At 63.4% G+C, this 25847-nt stretch carries 18 protein-coding genes; 2 read left to right on the top strand and 16 right to left on the bottom strand.

What is annotated here, in order from left to right:
* Position 1: 1 nt before the first annotated feature.
* The 10 genes from L0U80_RS17630 to L0U80_RS17585 all read right to left on the bottom strand — a co-directional run bounded on the left by L0U80_RS17630 (position 2) and on the right by L0U80_RS17585 (position 10033).
* Positions 2–2119, bottom strand: coding sequence for a type IV pilus secretin PilQ (locus tag L0U80_RS17630; protein ID WP_233867587.1), 2118 nt, complete (start codon positions 2117–2119; stop codon positions 2–4).
* Between the two features lie 156 nt (positions 2120–2275).
* Positions 2276–3160, bottom strand: coding sequence for a hypothetical protein (locus L0U80_RS17625; RefSeq protein ID WP_233867584.1), 885 nt, complete (start codon positions 3158–3160; stop codon positions 2276–2278).
* Positions 3157–3732 (bottom strand): hypothetical protein, encoded by a 576-nt coding sequence (locus L0U80_RS17620; protein ID WP_233867582.1) that lies wholly within the window; start codon positions 3730–3732, stop codon positions 3157–3159. Before L0U80_RS17620 ends, L0U80_RS17625 begins: the two co-directional genes overlap by 4 nt.
* The gene (locus L0U80_RS17615; protein ID WP_233867578.1) at positions 3729–4259 is read right to left on the bottom strand and encodes a hypothetical protein; all 531 of its coding nucleotides are present in this window, start codon (positions 4257–4259) and stop codon (positions 3729–3731) included. The genes L0U80_RS17620 and L0U80_RS17615 overlap by 4 nt, the downstream gene beginning before the upstream one ends.
* The gene (locus L0U80_RS17610; protein ID WP_233867575.1) at positions 4256–5152 is read right to left on the bottom strand and encodes a hypothetical protein; all 897 of its coding nucleotides are present in this window, start codon (positions 5150–5152) and stop codon (positions 4256–4258) included. The genes L0U80_RS17615 and L0U80_RS17610 overlap by 4 nt, the downstream gene beginning before the upstream one ends.
* Entirely contained in the window at positions 5133–6839 is a 1707-nt protein-coding gene (locus L0U80_RS17605) for a GspE/PulE family protein (RefSeq protein WP_233867572.1), read from the bottom strand. The genes L0U80_RS17610 and L0U80_RS17605 overlap by 20 nt, the downstream gene beginning before the upstream one ends.
* 15 nt (positions 6840–6854) lie before the next feature.
* Positions 6855–8057 (bottom strand): type II secretion system F family protein, encoded by a 1203-nt coding sequence (locus L0U80_RS17600; protein WP_233867569.1) that lies wholly within the window; start codon positions 8055–8057, stop codon positions 6855–6857.
* A gap of 22 nt (positions 8058–8079) precedes the next feature.
* A complete protein-coding gene (gene gspG / locus L0U80_RS17595) occupies positions 8080–8481 on the bottom strand; it encodes a type II secretion system major pseudopilin GspG (protein ID WP_233867567.1) in 402 nt (133 codons plus the stop codon).
* A 242-nt stretch (positions 8482–8723) separates the two neighbouring features.
* On the bottom strand, positions 8724–9428 hold the full coding sequence (locus L0U80_RS17590) for a response regulator (RefSeq protein WP_233867564.1): 705 nt from the start codon (positions 9426–9428) through the stop codon (positions 8724–8726).
* A 32-nt stretch (positions 9429–9460) separates the two neighbouring features.
* Positions 9461–10033: an SCO family protein gene (locus tag L0U80_RS17585; RefSeq protein WP_233871385.1), complete on the bottom strand. Its 573-nt coding sequence runs from the start codon at positions 10031–10033 to the stop codon at positions 9461–9463.
* A 497-nt stretch (positions 10034–10530) separates the two neighbouring features.
* Between L0U80_RS17585 and L0U80_RS17580 the strand changes: the two genes are divergently transcribed.
* Positions 10531–11667, top strand: a complete 1137-nt coding sequence (locus tag L0U80_RS17580) for a sensor histidine kinase (RefSeq protein WP_233867562.1) — start codon at positions 10531–10533, stop codon at positions 11665–11667.
* Between the two features lie 33 nt (positions 11668–11700).
* Here the strand turns inward: L0U80_RS17580 and L0U80_RS17575 are convergent, their stop codons facing one another.
* Positions 11701–12498 carry a response regulator gene (locus L0U80_RS17575; protein ID WP_233867558.1) on the bottom strand — a complete coding sequence of 266 codons (798 nt, stop codon included), beginning with the start codon at positions 12496–12498 and terminating at the stop codon, positions 11701–11703.
* 634 nt (positions 12499–13132) lie between these two features.
* On the opposite strand from L0U80_RS17575, the gene L0U80_RS17570 reads away from it, so the two are divergent.
* The gene (locus L0U80_RS17570) at positions 13133–13717 is read left to right on the top strand and encodes a lytic transglycosylase domain-containing protein (RefSeq protein ID WP_373322273.1); all 585 of its coding nucleotides are present in this window, start codon (positions 13133–13135) and stop codon (positions 13715–13717) included.
* A 24-nt stretch (positions 13718–13741) separates the two neighbouring features.
* Here L0U80_RS17570 and L0U80_RS17565 read toward each other — a convergent pair whose 3' ends face one another.
* The 5 genes from L0U80_RS17565 to L0U80_RS17545 all read right to left on the bottom strand — a co-directional run bounded on the left by L0U80_RS17565 (position 13742) and on the right by L0U80_RS17545 (position 25834).
* A complete protein-coding gene (locus L0U80_RS17565; protein ID WP_233867552.1) occupies positions 13742–15430 on the bottom strand; it encodes a c-type cytochrome in 1689 nt (562 codons plus the stop codon).
* Between the two features lie 2 nt (positions 15431–15432).
* A complete protein-coding gene (locus L0U80_RS17560) occupies positions 15433–16254 on the bottom strand; it encodes a LolA-like protein (RefSeq protein WP_233867549.1) in 822 nt (273 codons plus the stop codon).
* 105 nt (positions 16255–16359) lie between these two features.
* A complete protein-coding gene (locus L0U80_RS17555; protein WP_233867546.1) occupies positions 16360–17139 on the bottom strand; it encodes a LolA-like protein in 780 nt (259 codons plus the stop codon).
* Between the two features lie 68 nt (positions 17140–17207).
* Complete coding sequence (locus L0U80_RS17550; RefSeq protein WP_233867543.1) at positions 17208–17711, bottom strand: hypothetical protein; 504 nt, start codon at positions 17709–17711, stop codon at positions 17208–17210.
* Positions 17712–17719: 8 nt separating this feature from the next.
* Positions 17720–25834, bottom strand: a complete 8115-nt coding sequence (locus tag L0U80_RS17545) for a choice-of-anchor Q domain-containing protein (protein WP_233867540.1) — start codon at positions 25832–25834, stop codon at positions 17720–17722.
* Between the last annotated feature and the right edge of the window lie 13 nt (positions 25835–25847).

The raw sequence follows: 25847 nt of genomic DNA, 5'->3' as shown, positions 1-25847 counted from the left end.
CTCAGTAGCCGTTCTGGATTGGACGTAACGGGTTGTCGCTCGGCATATCGCCTGGCGGCATGACGAGTACCGGCGGCGGCGCGGCCGGCTGTGCAGCCGCTGGTGCAGGTGCTGGCGCGGGCGCCGCAGGTGCGGCGGGCACGTTGGCAGCCGGCGCTTCGCCACTTTGCTGCTCGGTCTCGCCGGTACCTGTCGCGTCCGGCTGCGCGGGCGCGGGTACGGGCGCGGGTGCAGCGCCTTGTGGAGTGGCCGGCACCGCCGGGAAGGTCGAATAGCGTCCGCCATAGGGTGCCGGTGGCGGCGTCGTGCGTGGCGCGGGTGGTGGCTGTCCGAACGCGCTCGTCGGCGGCGCAGTGGTCGCGGCCGCGGCGCGATTTGCCGCTGCACTGTTCGCAGCAGTCGTACCACCTCCGACGAATCCCTGTGCGCGAGGCGTCGTCGGGACCTGCGCTGCCTGTGATGCGTCGGCTATCACCGGATCGAGCCGCAACTGTTCCGTGTGCACTTTCGTGTCGGTGCCCGTCCACAATTCCTGTGTATCGGCGTCGGCAGCCAGTTGCGGCCTGACGATATGCGGCGTGATCTGCAACACGATTTCGGTTTTCAGGTGATCGCCGTTGTGATTCGAGAACAGTCGCCCGAGCACCGGCAACTGTCCGAGACCGGGAATCTTGTCGGCCGTGACGCGATCCTCGTCCTGAATCAGGCCGCCCATGATCTGGCTCTCGCCATCGTGCAGGCGCAGGCTCGTCGATGCGCTTCGCGTGCCGATCTCATAAGCAAGCGAGGTCAAGCCGGTCGTCGAGTTACTGTTCGAAATCGTATTCGTGATGTTGCTGACTTCCAGATTGAGCTGGATTCCGACGTCGCCGTCGCGGTACACCTGCGGCACGACGTCGAGCTTGATGCCCACATCCAGGTACTGAATCATCTGTGTAAAAGAAGGACCACTCGTGCTCGGCGTACTCGAACTCGAAATGACCGGCACCTTGTCACCGATGAGGATGCGCGCCTTCTCCTTGTTCCGCGCACGGATACGTGGGCTCGCGAGCAGGTTGGCATCGACGTCGCTCAGCTTGAAGTTCGCGGTCGCCGATAGTCCACTGACGTTGAACTCATTGAGCGGCAGATGGTGCAGTTGGCCCCACGTCGTGACGGTCGATGGCGTCGACATCGTGAATGTGTTGGGCCACTCGATGCCGAGATCGGTCAAGCGGTCGTGCGACACCTCGAACACCTGGACTTCCAGCATCACTTCCGGCTCGGGGAGATCCTGTGCGGCGATCATCTGCTCCGCGACGCGCACCGTATCGGGCGTACTGCGGATCGTGACCGTGTTCGCGTGCTCGTCGACGACGACTTCCTTGATCTTCAGGAGGCTCTTCAAAAGCGTTGCGATATGCTTCGCATCGACGTTGGAGAGCTGGAACGTACGTACCTTCAGTTCCTGATATTCGAGCTGCTTCGCGGGCGTCGCCGGATAGATGAACAACGTGGTCGCATTCATCTGTTTCTTGTCGAGCTGATTCTGCATCAGGATCATGTCGACCGTATCCTGCAGCGTCGCGTTCGTGACGAAGATGGTCGTCTTCAGATCCGCGCGCACGTCCCGGTCGAAAATCACGTTCAGCCCCGTAGTGCGCGACAGGGCCTCGAACACCATGCGCACGTTCGCATCACGGAATTGCAGCGTCACCGGCTTGTGCATGATCGACGACGCGGCAACGGACTCCTCCTTTGCCTCGCGCTGCGCCCGACGCTTGTCTTCGATCTCCGCGCGCATCTGCAGCGCGAGCGGATTGGACGGATTCTGCGCGAGCACGCGTTCCACGCGTTCGTCAGCGAGCGCATACGAACCGCGCTTCATCATGCGATCCGCCTCCTGCAGCGTCGCGAGGTCGCGCCGGTCCCGCTCGACCTCCGCGGCGATCTTGCGCCCACGTTCACTGGTCGGATCGATCTGCCACGCCTGAAAAAGCTTCTGCGTGGCGAGATCGAACCGATAGGTCTGGCGCAGCGAGTCCGCCTCGTCGAGCAGTGCGTTCACCTTCTGATCGCGGTCATGCATCAGGCTGAGTTGATACTCTGCGTCGGTAGGCGACGGCTGTTTCACTGGCATCTGGCATGAAGTCAACGCGAACACGACTGCGACCGCAAGTGCGACTCTGCGCACAGCGGCGCGCCCGCTGCTCGCTTCATCACGGCGAGGCGGTTGGGCGACGGGCCGATCGCACGGAGCGTCCTTGCGACCACTGCCATTGTGTGCGGGTCTCATTTAGTTCCCTTCGGACCGCATGGAGATAACCTGGCGCTGGTTCAGCGGCAGATAGACCATCACGATTTCCGCATCCGATATGGATTCGACCCGGTAACTCGCATCGATCACGTCGCCGGGCGAAACAATCAGCAGATCGTCCCCCTTACTCAAGAACACCTGCGGTTTTGCCGACTGCGCATCAAGTTGGCCCAGATAGGCGAATGGCAGCGGCGGCGCTGTGGGTGGCGGAGGCGGAGGAGGCGGCGCCTCAGTTACCTCGACTTTCGGCGGGGGCGGAAGCCACGACGATGAGATGAACGGATTGTTGGCCGCCGTTAGCGATAGCGGCGCCCGCAACGACGCAAGCCGACTGCGCGGCGCAGACCGGGCAGGCGCTGCGACTGGACGCGCGGGTTCGTCGTGCGTCACGGATGGCGCTTCGGAATCGGGCGCCACTCCGGCGCCTGCGACACGGTCTACCAGCAACGCGGCTTCGTCATGCTGAACCTGTGTCGCGGTGTCGATATGAGCATCCGATGCGGCTTCCGCATCAGTCGCCACGTCCGCGCCTGGTATGCGATCCATGTTCACGAGTTCGGACGATGCAGCGCTGGAGCGATCCATTTGCGGTGCGCCGGCCGCCGGTGCAGCGGCAACCGTGGGCGTAGAAGGTACCGTCTTCGCGCGGTGCCTCGCGGCCACAGTTTTCGGCACGTTGCCGCCTGCTGATTTCTCGATCGGCATGAAACCGGCCGCCAGATGTTGCGCGGCGCGAAGCGGCGCACCGATCAGCGACGAAGAGCCAGGCGCGTGATCCGTCATCGTCAGTGCGCGCAATCCGTACGTACTGGCAGCCAGCCCGCACAGCGCGACGACGAGGTACTCGATGCGTCGCGCTCTCATGGCCCCGCCCTCCGATAGATCAGTTCGAACCGCACACGCGCGTCGAGCACTTCTCCGTTGACGGCGGGACGCTCGACATGGATCTCGCGTAGCGCGGCATTCGGAATGCTATTCAGCACGAGCGCGATGAACTTGCGGATCGACGCATACTGATCCTTCACAGGTATGAGTACCTGATAGTGCAGAAAACCTGCACCCGGCTCGGCGTTGCCCATCTGGTATTCCGCCGAGCCTAGCGTCAGGTTGCTGTCGCGCGCGAAACCGATAATCGACTCGATGTCGTCCGCGCTCTGGCCGAACGCCGGGAAGAGATCAGGCAAGGTGCTGAGCGCGATGGGCTCGGCACTCGACCGGTCGGTGGACGCGTGCCCCGCCCTCTTTGCAGGTCGTGTCGTCGATGCGATGTCTTCGGTGTCGGTCGCGGGCGTCGTCGTGACGATCAACACCGCCGTTAAAAGCAGCACGATGCCCAGCAGCCCGGGCATGCCGAGTGTTCGACGGGATTCGAACCGCCACGTGAGCCAGCGATCGCGCCAGAGTTCGCGCCGGAACATGGCCTGGGCGGGCTTCATGACTTGCCCCACACTGCGGTGATCTGGAAGCGAACGGGGTTACCCGGCACGTTCGTCTCGACCAGATGCCCGTTCAGGACAGCCTGACGCAGCAGCACGCTCGTCTGCAGATAGCGCAGGTAAGCGACCATCGCATCCAGATTCTTCGCCTCCGCGGTGATACGGATCTGACTGAGCGCCGGGTTCTGGTCGATGCCGATCAACGCTACGTCCTGGTTGCGGTAGTCCTCGACGATCGACAGCAGGTCCTGCCACGGCACCGTAAGCTCCCGCAGGACCGCTGCGCCTTGCGTCTGCGCGAGCTTCTGCGCGGGCGTGAGTACGGCTTTCGGTGCGTGAGACTTGAAGAAGGTCGCGTGCCGTTGAGCGTCGAGTGCCGCGTCCTGGCGCTCGCGCGTAGCCTGCGCGAACCAGAAGTGCAAGACGGCGACAAAGGTCAGCGCGAGCGCGACGCCGAGGAGTGCGATGCCCGCACGCGCCGGACGCTGTTGCCGCTGTCCGAAATCGATGTGAAGGTCGGGCATCATTGCACGGCCTCCACCGGTTGGCGGGTCGACAACCAGTCGACAGTGGACTGCGCGGGACCGATCACCGAGCGGAAACGGCCTTCGAATGCCGCCGTGTCGACCGCTTCACCAAAGAGATAGACGTCGTAGTCTTCGCGCACGGCACCGGCGTGAAGCGCGGCGCGTTCGAAAACCTGTTCGGCGAAACCGGCAATCCACGCAGAGTTCACCGTGTCGCCGGGGAAACGCCGTTGAGCGTCATAGCCGGACCATCCATTGCCATCGACCAGCACCGCCTGCAGCAACGTGCTGCCAACGAACAACAGCATCGCCTCGCGCGAAGCAACCTGTCCGCGCAGTGTCTGCAATTGCACCGGCAGCCACAGCGTCACGCTGGCGATTTTCATCTCCGCCGCGTTGACCGCATCATGAATCGCGTCATACAGGGATCGCGCCAGCGCACTCGCAAAGACCGCCCGTCCACCGCGCTGAACGTCGAAGCGGACGAGCACGGAGGCAGCATCGAGGTCGTTCACGTCGGCGAAATGCGCGAGCACGATCTCCTCGATTTCGTGTGTCCGAAGCGAGCGGAAATCGCCATGCAGTATCGTGTGATATCCCCAGAAATCGTCGAGCACGATGAAGACGCGGCGCTTCGACGGTAGCCGCGCCTGCGGCCCGGAATTCGTCGCTGCATGGATGAGCGCCGTCCCCAACGCGTCGATGACGCCAGCCTCCGTTGCTGACTGCTGCGGCGCGATGTCGAACGACACGAGCGCGTCCTCGACGCGCGCCCCGTAAAGGTGCCGTTCGAACCGCTGCAGTAGCCCGTCACGCGGCCACACACTCGGGCCGATCGCGACATGATCGGTCGCGATGCCGATGGTGACGGGTTCATTCAACCATGGTGACACGATTGATTTCCTCGAGCGTCGTCTCGCCGTTCATCACGAGCCGCACCGCGGCGGCACGCAGGTTGTCCATGCCGCTGCGGGCCGCTGCCTCCTTGATGCGAGCGAGCGGAGCGCGCTCCGACAACAGCTCGCGCAGTTCATCGTTCATACGCAGCGCTTCCGAAATAGCGCGGCGCCCGCGATACCCGCTACCCCGGCAAAGCGCACAGCCGATTCCACGTCGAAAGCGGAACGCCGCTGCCTGCTCCGGCTCAATGCCCGAGCGCGCGAGCATATCGGCATCGACGGTGTCATCGTCGGCCACGCATTCGCTGCAGCACTTGCGCAAAAGCCGCTGCGCGACGACACCATTGAGCGCGGACACGAGGCTGTACGCGTCTACGTCCATGTTGGTAAAGCGTCCTATCACGTCGAACACGTTGTTCGCGTGGACCGTCGTGAAGACCTGGTGACCGGTCAGGGCAGCCTGTACGGCAATCTGCGCGGTCTCCGGGTCGCGGATTTCACCGACCATGATCTTGTCGGGATCGTGCCGAAGAATCGAACGCAGCCCGCGCGCGAACGTCAGACCCTTCGCCTCGTTGACGGGAATTTGCAGGACGTCGCCCAGTTGATACTCGACCGGATCTTCGATCGTGATGATCTTGTCCAGCCCGTCGTTGATTTCGGTGAGGATGGCGTACAGCGTGGTTGTCTTGCCGCTTCCCGTGGGGCCCGTGACGAGCAGCATTCCATACGGCATCGCCGCCACCGAACGCATGAAGCGTGTGTCGTGCGGCTGGAAACCCAACGCTTCGAGCGTCAATCCGCCGCTCGTCTGCGAGAGCTGATAGCGGTCGAGAATACGCAGCACCGCATCCTCGCCAAACTGGTTTGGCATGATCGACACGCGGAAGTCGATCTCGCGTCCCGCGTAAATCGCCTTGAAGCGTCCATCCTGGGGCACGCGGCGCTCCGCGATGTCCAGCTCCGAGATCACCTTCACGCGCGACAGAACCTGATCCGCGACGTCGCGCCCCTCGACCCGGCCGACCACCGTCAACACGCCATCGACACGACATTTGATCAACAGACCCGCCGTGCGGCACTCGAGGTGAATGTCGCTTGCGCCCATCTTCAGCGCGTCGTAGATCGTCGAATTGAGCAGACGGACGACCGGACTGTCGTCGTTGCTGATGCCTTGCAGCGTGAGTGCGAGCGACGCGGGGTCCGTTGCGTTCGACGACTGTCCTTCGAGCGCCAGCGAATCCATCGCGCGGACGTCCTTCTCGCGCACCGCGAGCCACGCGCTCAGATCGCCTGGGCTCGCGAGCATCCACGAGTAAGGAATGGACGGATGCGTGCGCATCCGGTGGTCGATCATGCCGCGCGTGCGGCCGTCGAGCGGATCGGCGGTCACGAACAGCCGGCCGACGCCGTCGGCAGCATGGAAGCAGATGCACAGGCGCGTGGTTGCCTCGACGAACGTCAGCACTTCGAAGTCGGGCTCCAGGTGATTGAGCTCCTGCATGCCGATCGACTGCATGCCGAATGCGTGGGCGAGCCGGGAGAGCGCCACATCGACGTCGATGCCCGGCCGTGTCAGCCATGCGTCCATCGCGCGCACGCCCGAGTCATGAACCGCCCGCAACGTCCGGAGCGTTTCGGGGCCATCGGCATAGCGGTCTTCGGCGGCGTTCGTGTCCATCCCGTGGCTCCGGCGTTACCCGATGCTCGAAGCAATCTCGAAGATCGGCATGTACATCAGCACCACGATGCCGCCGATCACGACACCAATCACGATCATCATGACCGGCTCGATGAGCCGCGACACGAAGTCGATCGTCCGCGACACCTGTGCCTCCTGGAAACCGGCGATCCGGTCGAGCACGGGGCCAAGCGCCCCCGTCTTTTCCGCCACGGTCAGGAGCCGGTACGTGATGGCGCTCGCGAGGCCAGTCTGCTGAAATGCCTCCGACATGCGCGTGCCATTGCGAATACGCTGCATCGCTTCGGCGAGTGCCGCGCGATCGGCGCGCCCCACGAGACCGCGTGCAAGCTCGAAGGCGCGCACTGCGGGAATGCCGCCATCGACGAGCATTGCAGTAGTCCTGAAGAACTGCGACTGGCAGAACACGTGAAAATGCGGGCCGATTCCGGGCAGCGTGACGAGACGGTCCACCACCCAGTCGCGTGTTGCGGGACGGCGCAGGGCCACCACGACCGCAACGATGCAAACAAACGTGCCCACAGCGAGGGCCGTGCCGTGTGCGTGCACGACGACACCCCACGCCATCAGAACGCGCGACAGAAACGGCAACTCGCGCCCGCTGTGTTCGAGAAGCGTCGCGAACCGCGGCACAACGAAGCCGAGCAGGAACAGGACGACACAAGCGCCTACGAGCAGCAACACGGAAGGATAAATGGCCGCGGACACGACGCGACTGCGCAACTCACGCAACATCGCGCTATTGCGGGAATAGCGGGCGAGGCTGTCGGCGAGTCCACCCGTCTGCTCGCTCGCCTTCACACAGGCAATGAGCACGGGTGGAAACACGCTACCCGCATGTTCGAGTGCCGCGGAAAGCGAATGCCCTTCCTCCAGGTACCTCAGCAGATCGCGATACACGGCGGCGGACGCATCGCGCCGCTCGTTGCCGCCCAGCGTGCGCAGCGCTTCAATCACGCCGACACCGGCATCGAGCAAAGCCGCGAGTTCGCGTGCGAACAGATCGACGTCGAACCGTAACACCCTGGGCCGCAGTCCGGGCAGCAGGGCCGGCAGCGTGCGTCGCGCGGGCCTCAAGGAGACGATGCGCAGACCGCGCGACCGGGCAAGCGCCTCGGCGGCACGCGGCGTGTCACAGTCGATCCGCAGCGTCTGCAGTTCGCCCGAGGCATCGAATCCATGGAGCAGATATTTCACGCCGGTCTCCTCGCTTCGCGCACTACCAGGACGAGACGGTGGTGTTCTCGCCCGTGCCGCCTCCCTGGCCGCTCTTGCCGAGTGAGTACAGGTCGTAATCGCCGTGCTCTCCGGGCGAGCGATAGTGGTAGGGACGATCCCACGGATCGAGTGGCACGGCCTTTTGCAGATAGGGCCCGCTCCAGTGCGGCGCGTCCTGGGGTTTCGTCATCAACGCATCGAGCCCCTCCTCGGTGGTCGGATATTCACCGACGTCGAGACGGTACTGATCGAGCGCCTTGCCGAGGGAATCGATCTGCGCTTTCGCGATGCGGGTGTTCGATTTGCCGATCTGTTCGAAGTAGCGCGGCGCAACGAGGCCTGCGAGCAAACCGATGATGACCATGACGACGAGCAGCTCGAGCAGCGTGAAGCCGCGTGCCATGCGCCATGATCGCGTCCGACCCGCTGATTGCGCCGCCGCAGTGCGGATTCGAACGGCGTCTGTGGTGGAGCCTCGTTCGTATTGCACGGCGCCTCCTTTACTCCTTTACCGACTGACCGCTGTCCACATACACGGCCCGTTGCTACCATTCTTGAGCATGAAAACGCCCGCAATAAGTAGGGAGTTCCGTCCATCGCGATGGGTAATCGCCCTCCCGGTTCCGGCTTGCTCGCGAGCGGAAATCACAGGAACGTGATGAGCGTGCGCGTGCGATCCGGCAGGGCAACCATGCCCATGTCGAGCGCGGCGCGAACGAGCCCCGTCACGTTGGTCACATCGAGCTTGCGCATCAGGCTGGCGCGGTGCTTTTCGACCGTCTTGGAACTGAGCCGCAAATACGCGCCGATCTCGCGGTTCGTGTGGCCTTGTGCCACGAGCCGCAAAACCGTGCGTTCGCGTTGCGTGAGAAACGCCCGTGCCGGCGCGCACGCGGTGGCGCGGTCGTCGGGCACGCCCTCTGCCGGTTCGACGCCGGAAATCCAGAGCGTCCCCCGCGATGCGTGCGCCGGCACGCGAGGCAGCCGGGTCATCACGCGCCGCATCTCGTCCACGATGTCCGCAAACGCGGCATCCTTGACGACGTAGCCGTCTCCACCTGCCATTCGCACGGCATCGACGTGGTCGTCGGTGAAGTGAACGGTGAGCGCGATGATGCGTATCGCCGGACGCATCTGCTTGATGCTGGCGATCGCATCGAGACCGCCCATCGCCGGCATGGACAGGTCCATGAGGATCAGATCGGGGTCCAGTTTCGCCGCGAGGTGACACGCCTCGCGACCATCACCCGCTTCGCCCGCGATCTCGAAGTCGTCGAGCGCGGAGACCATTGCGCACAGTCCACCGCGCAGCAGGTGCTGGTCTTCCGCAATGAGGACGCGATGTCGCAAGCCCAATTGGTCCGTTCTCCGAAGACGACTCGCTATTGGGCCGTAATCACTTGACGATACGCGTCGAGCAGTTCCGCCGGCGATGCAAGCCCGTCGATGCGCAACCACTGCCGCCCTGGTGCAGCGCGGAAAAATACCGCTGCGGTATGGTTCATCTTGTCGCCGCGATAGACGTTGAACGCCTGCTGCGCAGCGATACTCGCCTCGACCGTACCCGTGTAAAGCTGCCATTCCGGACCAGCGTTAAAACGCGCTGCATAGGCTTTCAAGCGCTCGGGTGTGTCTTCCTCCGGGTCGATCGAGATGGACACCAGATGCACCTTGTCGCGCTCGCTGCCCAGCTTTTCCTGAAACTCCTGGAAGGTCTGGCTGACCATTGGACAGACCGTCGTGCAGGTCGTGTAGATGAAGGTCAGCAAGACCGGGCGCCCGTCGTTCAATTCATCGGTGAGCGATACCTGCTTGCCGTCTTCCCGCACGAGCGTCACGGAGGGCACGGTGTAGTCGACCGTCGTTTTGATCGTGCCGCTGCCCATCATGTGGTGGTGTTCGTGCGCCGCCGTATCGTCCTGCGTCGCGGGCGCCGCAGCGTCCATGGCGTCCATCGCCTCGTCGTTCATCGCCATGCCGTTCATGGCGTGATGGTCGGGCGCGGGGCTGTTCGTCGTGCCGTCGTCCGTCGCGGCATGTTCTGCGGTTGCGTTGCCGGTCGTGTCATCGGCGTTGTCTGCGCCGTACAAGGGTGTCGCGATAGCGCCAAGCAGTCCTGCCGAGAACACGCACAGCACCTTGAGCGGCAGATTGCGGATGGTCTTCATGCTCGCCTCCTCATGCACGCTGGCTGCGTCGCGGTTGCACACCCCCCGCCACGCCTTACGCCTTTGCGTGCATTCTAGTCTTGCGAACCGCGCGCCACGCGTCACTGGATGAAAGTACCCAAAACCCTTGCGGGTATCTCCACCAGCGTAGATCCCCACCTTCGATGTTCCTTAATCTCCCCAGGCATGTGGAGGCATTTACCCGGTTGCCCGCCCGTCATCGCGCAGCCTACAATCGGCACAAATTGGTGCTTCTCCCTCGGCTCACCTGGAGTAACCAGGCCATGACTGCTGGACGAACCGTTGGTGCGCCGGTGAGTTTGCGAGACCTGGTCAACGCCATGCGCGAACTCGACCGAGCCGTTCACTTGCACGGCGCCGAGCCGGTCCAGGTTCCCGACGCACGCGGCGCGGCGCTTGCCGTTCTTTCCGCCGATGGTGTTGTGCTATGCGCGAATCGCCGCGTCGCGGCGCTGCTCGGCCAGGAGTGCGGGGAACTCACAGGCCGCTGGCTCGTCGACTTTGCGCCGAGTCACGAGCGCACCGCGTTACAGGCGCAATTGTCCGCGCCGGCTCTGAACGAATACCGCTCGATCGACGCGCTTCTGATCGGACGCACCGGCCGGCCTGTCGAGATGACACTGCATCAGCATGCAATTTCAGGCGTTGCTATCGCTAACCGGCCTCGACTCACGCTGTTCTGCGAGCCGATCGTAATCGTCGCGCGCTCACCTGCGAACTACCATGCCGAGCCGTCCGACTCTTCGTATCGTTCCGCGGCCCTGCTACAACTCGGCCAGCACACGGAACGTCAGCGTCTGGCTGCCGACCTGCACGATGGTCTGGGTCAGGATCTCACGTTGATCAAGCTGATGGTCGAAGACGCCAGGATACGGCTGGGCGCCGGTCGCACCGACGAAGCAGTGCAACTGCTCGACACCGCCGTCAAGCAGGTGCGCGACACGATGGATGAAATGCGCCGAATCTGTGGGGAGTTGCGCCCGCTTGCGCTCGATCGTCTCGGCCTTCCGGCAGCGCTGTCCACCTTGTGCCAGCGGTTCGCGCACGGCGCGCAAAACCTGACGATCCGGTTTCTCTGCAATGTTGAGGATAACGACATACCAGCGCCATTGAAGACGGATATCTTTCGCATCGTACAAGAGGCACTGAACAACATCGTGAAGCACGCGTCGGCGACCGAAGCGGAACTCGAACTCAGACTGAGCGGCAATACGCTGCATCTGTCGATCAGCGACAACGGCACCGGCTACCTGAACCGTCCGATGCACCCGGACGAAATCGGCGCATCGGGGTTCGGCCTCGTCGACATGCAGCATCGGGTCGAGGCGCAAGGCGGTCACTTCTCGATCGACGCGTCCGGGCAGAACGGCACGCTGCTCGTCGCTACATGGGTGCTGTGACGCTTATCCGGCGTCGCGTCGCCACGCGTTCATTCAGCCCGATGTCGCGTCGCCGATGCGGGCGTCCTGCATGGGCTCGCTGCTGCCAGCCGGCCCAGCCGGCGCGTCAACGAGCGGCTCGCTGAGCGACCGTGCAAGCATGCCGCTGGTCTCCCGCTCCGCACACCGCGAGGCAAGCGAAGTCAGCAGCCCCATACTGATCGCAACGAGAACCAGCTCGGTCATGTTCTCTATCGACAGCTTGTGCATCATGCTTGCGCGATACTTTTCAATCGTCTTCGGGCTCAGGTTCAGGTATTCACCGACCTGGCGGTTCGTGTGCCCTTCGGCGATCAGCTTGAGCACGCTACGTTCGCGGGCGGTCAGTACGTCCCACGCCCGTTTCGGTCCAGCGGCCTCGCGTCCCATGACGAACGAATCGACCATGAAGCCATAGACGTCCGCGCTGAAGTGCTTCTTCCCCTGCATGACCGTACGCATTGCCGTGAGCAGTTCATCGAACGACACATCCTTGAGCGTGTACCCGTCGACACCGGCCCGCAGTGCTTCGCGCACGTACTCCTCGCTCTGATGGACGGTCAACGCGATGATGCGGACCTGCGGCATGCGGCTTTTGATCAGCGCGGTTGCGTCGATGCCGTTCATGCCGCGCATCGACAAATCCATGAGGATCAGATCGGGGCAAAGCCGCGCCGCGAGTTGCTGCGCCTCCTTGCCATCTCTCGCTTCGCCTACTACGTCATATTCGCCGTGCACGGCGATCATTGAATGCAACCCGGAACGCAGAAGATCGTGGTCTTCGACAATCAACACACGGTATTTGATGTTCACGGTGCTCTCCTTTCGGCTACATTACTCCGATGTACCGGCTTTCATTCACTGCTTAATTCGCACCTTCCCACCCTTTCAAATATTTCTTTCCTTTTATTTACGATTTGTTTTATATTTACTGACACGAACTACCGATATTCTGCCGCGCCAGGCCTCGTGTGTTGTGCTGCAAGGTCCGAGCCAATGTCGCGCTAGCGCCATGGATATTGCGCGCGACTAAATCGACCCTGACAAGCTCCATCGAAATTCGAATAAAACGATTCAGGCGTGAACACTTCCTGTCGTTTGTAATGGTAAGTAAGATCCCGTATTCGGTAATTTTTTTCCGCCATACTGACATTCCGCTCGGTAAATTTCGGATCCCGGCAAACCAAAAAAATAATCTCCCGGACCTTCTTCAGGTTTTCTTAAGGCTTGAAGAATGCCTTAAGAAAGCCTGACTCAATTGGGTTCGCCTATGTAACATCCCCATGTAGGCGGGTGTTTTGCTTCCCCGCATGCAACACGAAAGAGGACGATTCCCCATTGCTTTGTACACGTTGCGGACTCCAGAATAAGAATGCGGAGGGAAGCGACGATGTGTGTTCGCGATCGAATCTCGTCTGTCTGCAAGCGTCGTGCTCTGGTGGCTGCGATCGGTCTCGTTGCGGCGACAGGCGCCCACGCGGACGGCGCGATATTCGGCGCGGTTGGAACGGACGGCACGATAACGCTCACCGATACACCCGGCAAAGCAGGGCTGAGAATCATCGTCGAGGCATACGCCCCCGCGCGCATCGCGGCAAAGCGGTCAGCTCTGTCGCATAACAGGGCGGATGCCGTACTCGTCTCTAACGTTATCGATGAAGCGAGCCGGCAATTTCGGCTTCAACCCGAACTGATACGTGCGGTCATCGACGTCGAATCGCGCTACGATCCTGCTGCGGTGTCCGATAAAGGCGCGCTGGGCCTCATGCAGTTGATGCCCGATACTGCACGCCGCTTCGCGGGCGGCGACATGCTCAATCCACGCGAAAACGTGTTGACGGGTGCCCGTTATCTGCGCTTCCTGCTCGATCTCTTCAACAACGACATGGAACTCACGCTTGCGGCGTACAACGCCGGTGAGGACGCCGTGATTCGCGCTGGCTATCGAATCCCGCCTTATCCGGAAACGCGCGGTTATGTGCCACGTGTGCTCTCCCGCTATCGGGCTTTGCTGGCCGCCAGCGGCAAGTGAGTGTCGCGATTGGTGCACCGTCGCTCAAGGAAACGTGGATTGCGGCACGGTCCATGGACCGTCGGCGACTACCCGCGGAGAATCCGGCTGGGAAAACCGCACGATGTAGCCTCCTTTCGACGCATAGTGCTGCCCCGTCGCCAGACTAAGCCGGGGATAGAAACCGGTCAGCACGCGGTGTTCGAGCATGTCGTTGACGCGCTCGACAAGATAGTCGCGCACGAACGCATCGACCAGATGGCTCAACGTTTCCGCGAGCAACCCGCACGCGAGCCACGTGTCCACCTGCACGCGTTCATCGACGACGGGAATATGGCGAATCGCGAACCAGCCGAACGCGTAGTCGACGCGAACGCGGCGGCCATCCGGAAGGTCGACGGGATAGGCCAGCGAAGCAACGTCGCGCCAGCGGTCCGGGAGCGGCGCACGATCGAGTCCGCCCATCAGGCCAGAAACGAACACGCGCGGCGGAGGCGGCGAACCGCGTAGCGCCTCGAGATCGTTCGGGCGCAACCAGAGCACGAGCACATCGCCCGCAGCAACGCCGCGCAACGCGTGCGCGACGCTCTCGCCAGGCGCCAGCGCAACATTGGCCACCTCGAACGGCTTTCCCTTCAACGCGGCCGCAAGCGCCTCGGAGGCGGCCTCGCCGCTATCGCCCTTGCGATAGATCTGGCGCACCCTCGTCGCCGTGTGATGCGTTGTGTCGGGAGGCTCGCGAGCCGCATCCGCGATACGTTGCGCGATGAGTTCCGCCTCAAGCAGCACGCCTTTCGAGAAGTAAAGCGAGTAGAAGTCGCCCGGCGACGTCACAGGCACTTCGACATTCGGAAAGAGACACGGCACCCGCTGCGCTTCGCAGAAGTCATGAACCGGCGCCCAGTTGCTGCCGCCAAGGCCGGAGAGAATCGCGAACACCGGCTGACGCGCCATGTCGTCTGCGAGCTGCGCCTGCCATGTCGACGGCGGGCCGTGCAGTTCCCACACGTGCAGCTCCCAGCGACGGTTCACCATGAACATCATCTTGCGCGAACTGCGCAGCGCCGGTGTCGCGCCCAACGGCGTAGCGTTCTTGTCCGCGACGTACTGTTCGAGCACGGCGAGCATGCCGCGTCGCTTCACCGGGTCGGCGTCGGGGGTGATGATGGTCGCGAAGTGCAGCGTGGTGTCGGCCACACCCGGCGCACGTCCATGATCGAGACGTTTCAGATACGCGATCAGCGCCGCCATGTCGGCATCGTTCAACGCGAACTGCGGCATCAGATAGCCGAGCTGCCGGCCGTTCGGATCGACGCCCTCGCGGATCGCCCTCGCCAGCGTCGCGTCCGTGTACGGATCGCGTGCGGTACGCATACCGTCGATGAACGGGATGTCGCTCGCGTTACTTCCTTCGCCCGCGTCGGGGTCGCGCGTGCGCGCGTGCGTCAGATACTCGCCAGTGACCGGCGGTATCAGGTTGTTGCCTTCGCGCGCGCCGAGTCCGCTGCGCCGGTGACAGTTAACGCAGGCCGCCTCGGCCCCGTGCATGCGGACCGCGCCGTCGTGCATCGCCTCGACCGGTTCGCCCGACCCGGCGATGCCGCGCTGGTAGATCGCCTCGCCCGCATCGGCGGGCGGCGCGCCGCGCGCTGGCGTCGTCGATACGACAAAGGCCGCGAACAGCACGACTGCGCAGCGTGCGAGCCTATGCGCGGCATGGCTTCGCGCCGTCATGGTCAACGCACCGGCCTGCGGATACCCGGAAACGGTGGCGGTACGCTCGCGGCGTTCATCGGCGCAGCGCCCGTGCCGATGTCGATCGTGTGATGCCGCGCCACGGCGACCGGCTTCGCGAACGCCAGCGCGTCGAGCGGAACGTTAAGCGCAATCGTGTCGATCACCAGCCGGTCGCGGCGCTCGCCGCCAGCCGGACCGCTCTCGATAACGAACGGCATCCGCACACCATCGACCTCGCGGAAATCGCGATAAACGACCTCGGTCGTCGCGGGCTGTCCGCCGACGCCCTGTCCTTCGCGCGTGTACTTGATGTCGAGATAGCTGTGCGCGTCGATCCATACGTGCTGAATCGCGCCGGACGGCAGCTTCAGCGACAGCCGCCAGGCATCGTGGCCATCGACCTGATCCATGCCCTCCAGCTCGACCGCGATGCCCTTGCGCTCGTGGTCGATGAGCGGTCCGTCGATGACTTGTTCGTCGCGAGCGAACCGGACTTCCTGCGGGCTGTATTCGCGCACGTCGGGCGCGCCGCCACTGGATGGCCGCGCCTTCCAGCCCACCTTGCCGTCGAACGCATGGACGATCATCTGGTTCATCGCGGTGACTTCGAAGCGCGTCTTGTCCGGGCGCGCCAGCGTCACCGAAAACGGCATGCCCGGCGCAGGCGAATTGGGGCTGTCGACGTGGCCCTTCCACACCATCGTCTGCACCTTCCGCCAGGCCTCGGCGCCACCTCGGGCATCGACGTTTTTAGACACGATCTGCGCAGCCGTCATGTTCATGTCGGTCGCGCAGCCCATTGCGACGGCCAGCAGGCTCATGCAGCCCGCTGTTATCCATCGAGTTGTCCATCTTGTGGTCCACGTCATCATTGTCCCCGTCGTTCGCCTCGTCACAATCGTGATGCTGGCGCGATGACAAATCCGTCACTTCGCAGCCACTCTCGTGGCAGCGGGCAGCGGCTTCGCAAACAGCGAATCATCGACCGGCTGATTGACCGTCACCTTATCGATCGTGATGCGATGCACCTGCTTCACCCCCGCGACGACCGTCTCGATCACATGCGGCATCATCACGCCGCCTTCCTTGCGGTAGTCGCGGTAGAACACGGAGACCGTGTGCATTTTGCCGTCGAGCTTGCGAGGGTCGCCTTCCACTTTCGTTTCGAGGAACGTCGACGCATCGACCCACACATGCCGCTCGGTGTGATCCTTCAGCGTCACCTTCAGCTGCAGCGCGCGGTGACCGTCGATCGAATCCGTGCCGACCAGATCAATACGGTTGCCCTTCGCCGCATAGTCGATGAGCGGACCGTCGAGATCCGCGGTGCTGGCTGCCGAATGCAGCTCGGCGGGCGAATACGGTTCCGGTTCCGTGCGTCCCAGGAACGGCCTGACCTTCCAGCCCTGCGCGCCGTCGAAGACCTGGTACGAGGTCTGACCGTTGAAGCGCAGCTCGAAGCGGCTCTTGTGCGGCCGCTTCATCGTCAGCGTGAAAGGCAACTGAACGGGCTTCGTGCCGCCGACATCGATCTGACCGGTCATCGTCAGCGTGTTGACGGATCGCCATGTCTGCAAGCCGCCGCGCGCTTCGGCATTGCGGTCGGCCACCTGCGCGCCGCTCATCCCCGCCGCTGCGGCCGTCAACGCGCTTCCAGCCAGCAGGCCGGCAACGAACAGGCTCCCCCATCCCGTTACTCGTTTCATCTGTCACCTCCGCACCTGTGTTGTCCCGTCCGTTGTTCAATCAGCCGCCCCGGCAGCGCGTTGCACGGTCACTCGACGACAAGACCATCGACATGGAACGAGCCGATGAACACATCGACCCGCTCGCCCGCCTTCACGAGATTGCCCTTGTTTGAAAACACCATCCAGTACTCGCGGCCCACTTCGAGCGTGCCCGCCTGCCGCAACTGGCCGATGTTTTCCATGACCGGCACTTCCAGCACTGCGTGACTCATGTGCCCGAACAGATAGGGCGTCGCGCTCTTGTCGCCGATCACCTTCGCGACGTTCGGGTCGGTCACCCGGAAGCTGAAACGCAGCAGGTTGCCCGATGCGGTACGCCGTACGCTCAGCGAATCGACACCGCGGCTCGCGCCGTAAAGCTCGCGTGCCTGCAGCGGCATCATGACCGGCACATACGGCGACTTGCTGGCCGTGGCCGCCTGCTGTTCGGTGGCCGCCTGCTGCGCGGTGGCCGGTTGCCCCACGAGCGCAGCCAGTCCGGCGCTGCACCCGAGTGCAACCAGGCACCCTGCATAACGTGCCCGAATCATCCCGCGCCTCACGGCAGCACCTCCGCAATGGCGCCCGGACCGAACAGGTTATTGAACGATGTCGCGAGTCCACCTGTCGACGTCGGCAATTCGACCGCGCCGATGTCCACGCGCAGTCCCTGCGGCCTCGGCGTACCGAAGAAGTCGTAGCTCGGCGCGCCGACCGCGGTGCCGGCATTCACCGCCGGCGACCCCGTCTGGATCGCGTAATCGCCGAGCGGCGTGCCGTATCCTGCGCTCCCGGTCACGATCGTCGCGTTGGACAACGAAAGCGGCCCATAGGACATGTTGATCCAGTTGTTGCCCTCGTCCGGCGTGGCCGACGGCAGCAGGCTGAACAACGGATTCGGCAACACCGTGTCGGCAATTCCGGGTGGCACTGCGTAGCCGTAGACAGCGAGCGGATTCTTCGTTTCCGGCGGCACGCGTGAGCCGTTGCAGTACTGACTGATCAGATTCGGGTTCGCTCCACTGTTGTTGGCGTTCGGGTAGTCGGTTGCATCCGTGATGATCGAAAAATGCGGAGACAGCGTGATCCCGGATTCATGCAACGACGGCTTCGAGTCGCCAAACGCGCCGATGTCCCAGTACGTCGCACCCGATGCGCAGTAGCCGGTCGCCTGGTTAGCCTGGTTCAGCGTCGGGTTCAGCGTGACCGCGTTCTGCAGGCCCGGAATGCTCGGGTTCGGCGTGCTGCTCACCGTGATGTAGAACGAACGGTTTTGCCAGAACACGTTGTTCGTCAGCACCGGCACCGAGAACTTCTTGCAGCCGGCCAGGTTCGACGGACAGGTGACGGGCGCGGTTGTGAACGCGCTCAGCAGGTTCTGCGTGTGCGCCGCCACCTCCAGACCCGCAGGCTGGAACGTCGACGTCGTGATCGGGCTGCAGGTGGTCTGCCCACCGACCGTTACGCAGTTCGGCGGCCCGACGTTCGCCTGTGCAGCGAGCGCCGTGTTGAAGAGCACGCCGGCGGTCGAGGTCGAATCGTTCGACACGACGGTGTTATTGACGAAATTCACCCGCACGGCGTCCTGCAGCGATACACCGCCACCGGCCCAACCTGCCACGTTGTTCGCGATGATGTTGTTCGTCACGGTCACCTGGTACCACCGGTTGGCGTTGGTCGGGTTGCGCTGTACGTCTGTGCCGTTCACGCTCTGCAACCGCAGCCCGCCACCCTTGCCGCTTTCCGCCGTGTTGCCGATGATCAGGTTGCCGTTGATCACGAGGCCCGGCCCAACGCCATCGGACAATTGAGGCGCGCAGTCCGTGTCCACCGTCGCGTTCTCGCAGTACGTGCCGTCCGGCGGTACACCCTGGGCGATCAGGCCGCCGCCGTAGGTCGGCAGCGTCGGGTTGTTGCTCTGGTTGAAGATGATCCAGTTGTGCGACAGATCGCCGTTGTAGCTGAAGCCGAAGTGCGCGACGCCTCCGCCGTCGCCGCTGCTCATGTTGCCGCACACGAAGTTGTAGTTGAAGCTGTAGTTATCCGCGCCCGAGCAGAACGTCACGCCTGCCGCGGACGATGGCGTCGTCGAGTTGATTTCGTCGCCATACGACGAATTCGACGTAACGGAGTTGTGGTGCACGTTCACGTTCCTGTTGTAACCGAACGGCAGTTGCGTGAGGCCGTCCGCCGCGATCGTGCCGTCCGGCACCTCGACCTGGCCCACCGTGATGCCGCCGGTCAGCGTGCCTGCGTTGCTCGACACGCGGTTGTTCGACACCTCGGTCCAGTGGTTCCAGCCGTGCAGGAAAATCCCGCCGCCGCCCTGCGAGCTGTTCTGGAACGACATGCCGTCGATACGTGACGGATTGCACAGGAAGTTGCTCGGATAATTCGCGCAGTCCAGGAGGGTGAGCGGCGTGCAGATGCCGTTGGCCGTGCAGTTCGCGTCGGCTTGCAGCACGCCGCCCACGTTCACGTCGCGCACACCCTTCGCGAGCACGGTAATGCCCGCGCCTTCGTATGCGCCCATCAGCGACGGCTCCATCAGCAGCTCGCTGATATTGCCGTTCAGCGAGTAGTCCCACCCGACGGTCGGTTCCAGCGGGATGGCATCAACGTGGCGCTGCATCGCCGGCGAGCAGGTGTACGTGCCGGTCGAGTCGTACGGATTGGTGCTGCTGATCAGCCCGCCATTGAGCGATACGCCGAACAGACAGTCGACCTGACGCCGCCACGGATCCATCTTGCCGGACGGATGCGTGTTCGCATTCACGACGACCGAAGGCGCACCGACGCCCTGCAACCGCACAGGCTTCCACATCAGCAGCATCTCGTTGTACGTGCCCGGCCCGACGATGATCATGTCGCCCGGCGTCGCGGCGTCGATCGCTTTCTGGATCGCATTGCTCGTGCTGTTCTCGCCCGCGACATAGGTCGGCGCCTTGCCGCCAATCGTGACGGTCACGGTGTCGATCGACTTCTTGCCGTTGCCCGACGTGATGACAAGCTCTCCGCAACGGATTGGCGTCAAGACGCCGCGCTGCGGTATCGTGCAAGTCGATTGCAGCAAGTTCAGGGTAGGTACCGTCACGGTGATCTGCGTGTCGCTCCAGCCCGTGACCGTCGCGTTCACGCCACCGATCGTGACCGAGCCCGTACCCTTCGTGGTGCCGAATCCGTAGTGCCGCGTCACGAACTTCTGGTTGTACGGGGCCGTCGACGCATTCGGACCGCTGTACGCATGGTTGGGCACAACCTGATCGCCGAGCGCCTTGATCGTCAGCGTACGACCGGCGGCCTGCACCCACGGACCCGCGCCGGTGCCGACTGTGTCGCCCGTCACCGACGAAATCGCCGGCGTGCCGTCCGGATACGCGCAGTCGGGCGGGTTATAGCCATCGGCGAAAGCCTGCACCGGGACCACCGGCGTGTCCATGTACTGGGTCTGTCCTGGCATGAACGGAATCTCATAGCAGAACTGGCTGTATGCCGGGTTGTAGAGCGGATCGCGGATCGTCTGGCCCGGATGTGCCGGGTCGGGCTTATCCGGATCGTTCATGCAGGCGATCATCATGGTCGGCGCATAGCCGGTCGGATTCGGCGGATTGACTTCCCACGTCGAGTAGTTGAGTCCGTTGAAGATGCCCCATTGATCCGAGTACACACGCTCGACCTCGTTACCCGCGAAGTCCTTCAGCGATACCGGCACGTTCGGAACCGCGAACTTTTCGCCGAATTGCGGCGAGTACGGATCGAACTCCGATGAGAAGTCGTCGAGCATGAAGCCCGTAAAGTGCGCGGCGACGTGCGTCGAACTGAAGATCCAGAACTTCGCGCGCGCCTGCATCTGGTCGGTCAGCGTGACCTCCTTGCGGTCACACAGATGGCGCGACGCTCCGGCGAACGGCGCCACTTCCTTCGAACCCGGGAACAGGCTGATGTAGTCCGGCACGATGCGCAGCGTACCCACGCACGGCCAGAGCTGCTCGTTGCCCTGCTTCCCGGAGTCCGTCTCCGGATTCGAACCCAGATTGGTCGTCGGGTTCTGCGCATTGTTCGGGTTGTACGCCTCGTTCACGGCCGCCTGGTCGGGCAGGATGAAGATGTTGCCGAGGCTGCCGAACTGCTGCGTCACCGGCGCAATGTAGTTGTCACCGATCAGGATGTTCTTGTCCTCTTCCTTAACGAGCTCGTAGCCGGGAGGCACGATCACCTCGACGACATACTTGCCGGCAGGCAGCATTTTCGCGCTGGCATCCGTCGGGTTCGCCACGCAAACCGTGCAGTTCGTGCCGGTCGGCTTGCCGTTCGAGGGATCGCGGCCCGTGACGCTCGGGAACTGATACATGCCGTCATAGGGCGCAGGCTGCAACTGGTTGAACATGTGCATGCCGTCGTAGCACTTGTACTGCGATTGAGCCGGCAGCGGACGATTCTGGGCATCGAGCCACTGCGTCGTGTTCTGCAACGTGTAGAAGAACGGATCTTTCGGGTCCTGGCCCGGGCAGTTCATGTTCGGCATGCCGTCCGAACGGAAGCCCTGCGCCCAGTCGTCCCAGCTGCTCGTCTTCGTCGAGTCCACCAGTTGAAGGCTTGTCGTACCGTCCGCCGCGGTGCCCTCCTGATACAGGTTGACCGTTACGTTTGGCACATTGGGCGTCCAGCTCGCGTGGACGAGCAACGTCGGATCGTCGAACGGGCGCGTCGACGCGTAGACGACCTCGCCGGTGATGCCACCGTTTTCGCCTGACGCGAATGGCGCCTTGCCGAATTCGATGAACGAGCTTTGTCCCGAGAATCCCTGCCAGCCCATCGTCGTGACCCACGGCGGGTCGATGCGGCCCGTCGAGGGGTTGGTTCCGGAGCGGTCTTTGCAGTCCGCGTCGTTGCAGTAGACGGCTCCCGGTACGCGCAGGTTGTTTGGCACGTGGAACGTCTCCAGCGTGTTCGCGTAGTGCGCGGCGATCGTCGAATTGCCGCCGCCCTTATTGGTTCCATCGACTGGACCGCCGGCGTCATAGACTACGTGCACGCCCGTCTGCTTGAAGCGCGTCGTATCCACTTCAGCAACGTACCAGTTGAACAGCGGGAATACTTCGTTGAACGACGCATAGCCGTTCAGATCCGTATTGTTGAAATTCGAATAGCTGCCGTCGCGATAGCGAATGTTGGTCTGCACCAACGCCAAACCGGGCTGGCTGGCGCTCGAGACGTGCGAGCCGTCGTTATCCAGGTACGTGCGCGTATAGAGGTTCGTGTGCCATTGCAGAACCGACAGTTCGCCGACACTCATGTTCACGCCACCCTTCAGTTGCACGGCGGTTGCGAGCCCGTCGACGATCTGGTCGTTCCACTGGTCGAACACGGTGATGCGGTACGTGCCGTCGGGCAGGCCGCTGAAGCTGAACGACCCGTCCTGATTGCATTTCGTGAACGAGATATCGTCGCCGTCGGGGTCACCAACGCTCACGTAGCATTGCGTGAAACTCAACGAATCGCGCGTGCCGCTGCCATACAGATTCTCATTCGGCGGACGGCTGTAGTGCAGATTCGTGATGCGTCCGCTCACCGAGTTGTTGCACGCGGTGCCCGTCGGGCACAACGCCGGCAGACGCGCATTGATGATCTTCGGATTCGCAAAGCCGATCGTCACGTGGAAGCCGGCCGGTCCGAACTCCTGGAAGTACGAGGGTCCGCCGATCCGGATGAATGCATCGTGTGCCTTCTGCCCGTCGAGCGTGTTGGTCTGCAGCCATTCTTCGCCGCGTGCGATGCGGTCGGCAGCTGGATAGGCCACAACGCCATAGCGCCCCGGCATGAGGTTCGCGATGATCGCCTGGCCAACGAGCGGCGACAGCGTCTTGCCATCCGACTCGTACTGCGGGCAGGTCGGGATCATGCCGACGATCCCGTTCGTGGTCTTGACCGAAATCGGGCAAGCGTTCAGCCCGGTCAGCGGATCGGTCATGTTCTGCAGCGAATTCGACAGCGGCATGTTGAACATGTCGTAGGTCATCTGCCCCGTCGCGTCGCCCGTGCCGCCCGCATCGTCGAACAGCTTGATTTCGAAACCGCCGAGGCCGGGCTCGTGCGCCGTGCCGAACACGTCGGTGCCGCCGCTCACGTCGACTTCGCCGTTGAGCGGTGAATCGTCCTCGAAGACGAACACCGAAATCTTGGCCGTCTGCAGCGGCGTCTGTTGCAGGAGCACGTTCACGGCCAACTGGTTAGCCGCGATCATCGCCCCACCGATCGCGTGACCGCACTTGCCGGTGCCCGGCGCGAAGTCCGCGCCGCCAGGACCGGACGGGCAATCCTTCGAGATGTCGAACTGGCGCTGCGCCCCGGTCGGATTGCTCGGATTGACCGGCTGCGGCGCGCCTGCGCCGTTCGTGAACGTGTTGCCCGCATCGCCGGGCAGGATCGAGATGTAGTAGTGCTTCGCAGGATTGAGCACGACCTGCGACGGGTCGACCGGCGTCTGCTGCCCGGCAGTGATGCGGCACTGGCCGTCGCCGACGTCACAGACGGCCGGCAGGTGGCTCTGTGATGTCGGATCGTAGACGGTCTGGCCCGACTCGCACGAAACCGCGCCGACGCACCCCGCGGCCACGACCGGCATGTAGCTGGTATGGAAGCTCGTACCGAGGCTCGGAACGGGAAGCGGCGGACACGTGGACGGGCGCGTCGCCGAATTGACCTGGCACGCCGGGTCGATCTGGAATGTGCGATCTTCCTCGATGATCCAGCGGTAGTCGGTGATCGCAGTGCCGGTTGGCGCGTCCTTGACGGCGACGACCAGACCACTGCCCCCCTGGAACGTCACAGTCACCGGTGCCGGAGTGCTGGCACTGTTCTGCGAGTTGACTGCCGTATAGCTGAACGTCACCTGCGCGGTGGCGCCCGCTTTCGCGGGTGTCGTCGGGACGGCATTGAATGAGCCGTCTTTGTTCAGCGTCACCGTACCGCCCGCCGGCGTACCGGACAACGCCGCCGTGAGCGGCAGGCCGCCCGGATCGCTCGCGTTCGCGAGTACGCCCGGCGCGCCCGAGTGGTAGAGCGACGCGATATTGCTGGTATAGGCGGCGGCGTTCGCGACGGGCTTGCCCGACAAGCAGCCGGATCCGCTCGTGCAGGGCGCGAGCGTGACCAGCGCGGTAATCGCAGGATTGCCGTTGGCCTGGTAGACGAAACTGTCGCTCGTCGTGCCCGAATTCGGCACATAGGTGAATGTGCCGTTGGAGTTGAGCGTCAGTGTTCCGCCAGTCGGCTGTGTCTTCACCTGTACGCCGTATACGCCGACGTCGTTGGCAATCACACCTTTGATCGGGTCCGTGACGCTGAGCGTATTGCCCGGCACAAGGTAGTACGTGTCAGGATTCGCGACCGCACTCGCGTTACCGGCCTGCGACGTCGGCGTGGCCCCGCCGTTCACGCTGATATAGCCCTGCATGCCGCCGTCACGCTGATTGTTCGTCGAGAGACTGAGCTGCCGGTCGAAAACCGGCAATGCCAGCGATCCCGTGGCCGGCGCATTGATCAGGACATCGTAGGTTTTTCCGGCGGCAAGAAACGCGACCGTCTGCACGCGCATATTGCCGGGCAGCACGTTGCCGTCTTCCGCGACGAGCGAAAAACCGTTGGTCGGCGTAGGGCCTGTCTGCGCACCGACCACCGAGGGCACGTGCATGCGCAGGCCTGCGTTGACAAAGCGAAGCAGCACTTGCCCGGTGCCGGCGGTCGCGGTGGCCGGGAACGTCGATGCTGCGGTGTTCGTGCGGTCGAAAGCCACGCCGTTGATCAGGTAATAGCGCGGGTCGTAATTAACCGCCGGCGGATAGCAGGTGCCAAATGAAGACGCCTTGGGATCGCCGCACTGCCCCGACTGCCCGGACCACACTTTCGTTTCGCTGAACCCCGACGTCACGACCGCCGATGCAACCGCTGCGTTCTGCGCCGGATCGATCTCACTCAATACGAGCGGCACATCGGCGTCGTAGCTGACGTTCGGATAGGCCAGCGCGCGCGTCGTGCCGTTCGCGGGCGTTTTGACGATCAGCACGCCGTAGAGACCCATGGGACCCTGGATCGACGGGTGCGTACCGGACTCGATCAGATAGGTGCCGGCTGCGAGGTTGCTCCACGTCAGCGTGACCATCGCGCTGTGCGCCGCTTCTGTCGCGAACGACTGCACGCGTGCCCCCTGAGTGGGCGGCGTGAACGACGCGCCGCTTGAAGAACTCGCAATCGGCCAGGTTGTGGCAGTCTGCGTCGCGTGTACGGGGCTCGGCGTGGTCGTGGCCGTCGAGCCGAGTCCGCCGCCCAGCTGGCCGACGATGACGAGCGAGGTCGGCACCGTGCCCGGCAGGTTGTTGGTCAGGTTGATCTGCAGCGACTGGCCGGTCTGCGCGGTGATCACGACCGGCGACCAGCTCGAGCTCGCGGCTGGATTGGCCGACGCGCAGGCCGTCGCGGGCGTCGCTGCCGACGAGCATGTGTAGCCCCACATCGGCACCGACTGACCATCGGGCAGTGCGATGACCGAGGCCTGGGCCGTCAGGTTGACGACGGTCTGGGCATAGGCCGCGTGGCTCGCTGCAGCCATCAACATCGCGGCTGCACTGGCCCGAACGAGGCCGCGAAGCACTCTTGTCACGTGTGCGGTTCTCATCGCGAGTCTCCCC

Origin of the sequence: Paraburkholderia adhaesiva (assembly GCF_021390575.1) — a bacterium.
In the GTDB taxonomy this organism is placed as follows: domain Bacteria; phylum Pseudomonadota; class Gammaproteobacteria; order Burkholderiales; family Burkholderiaceae; genus Paraburkholderia; species Paraburkholderia adhaesiva.
Note: the sequence above shows the minus strand (reverse complement) of the source record. Positions and strands in the feature narration are given on the sequence as shown.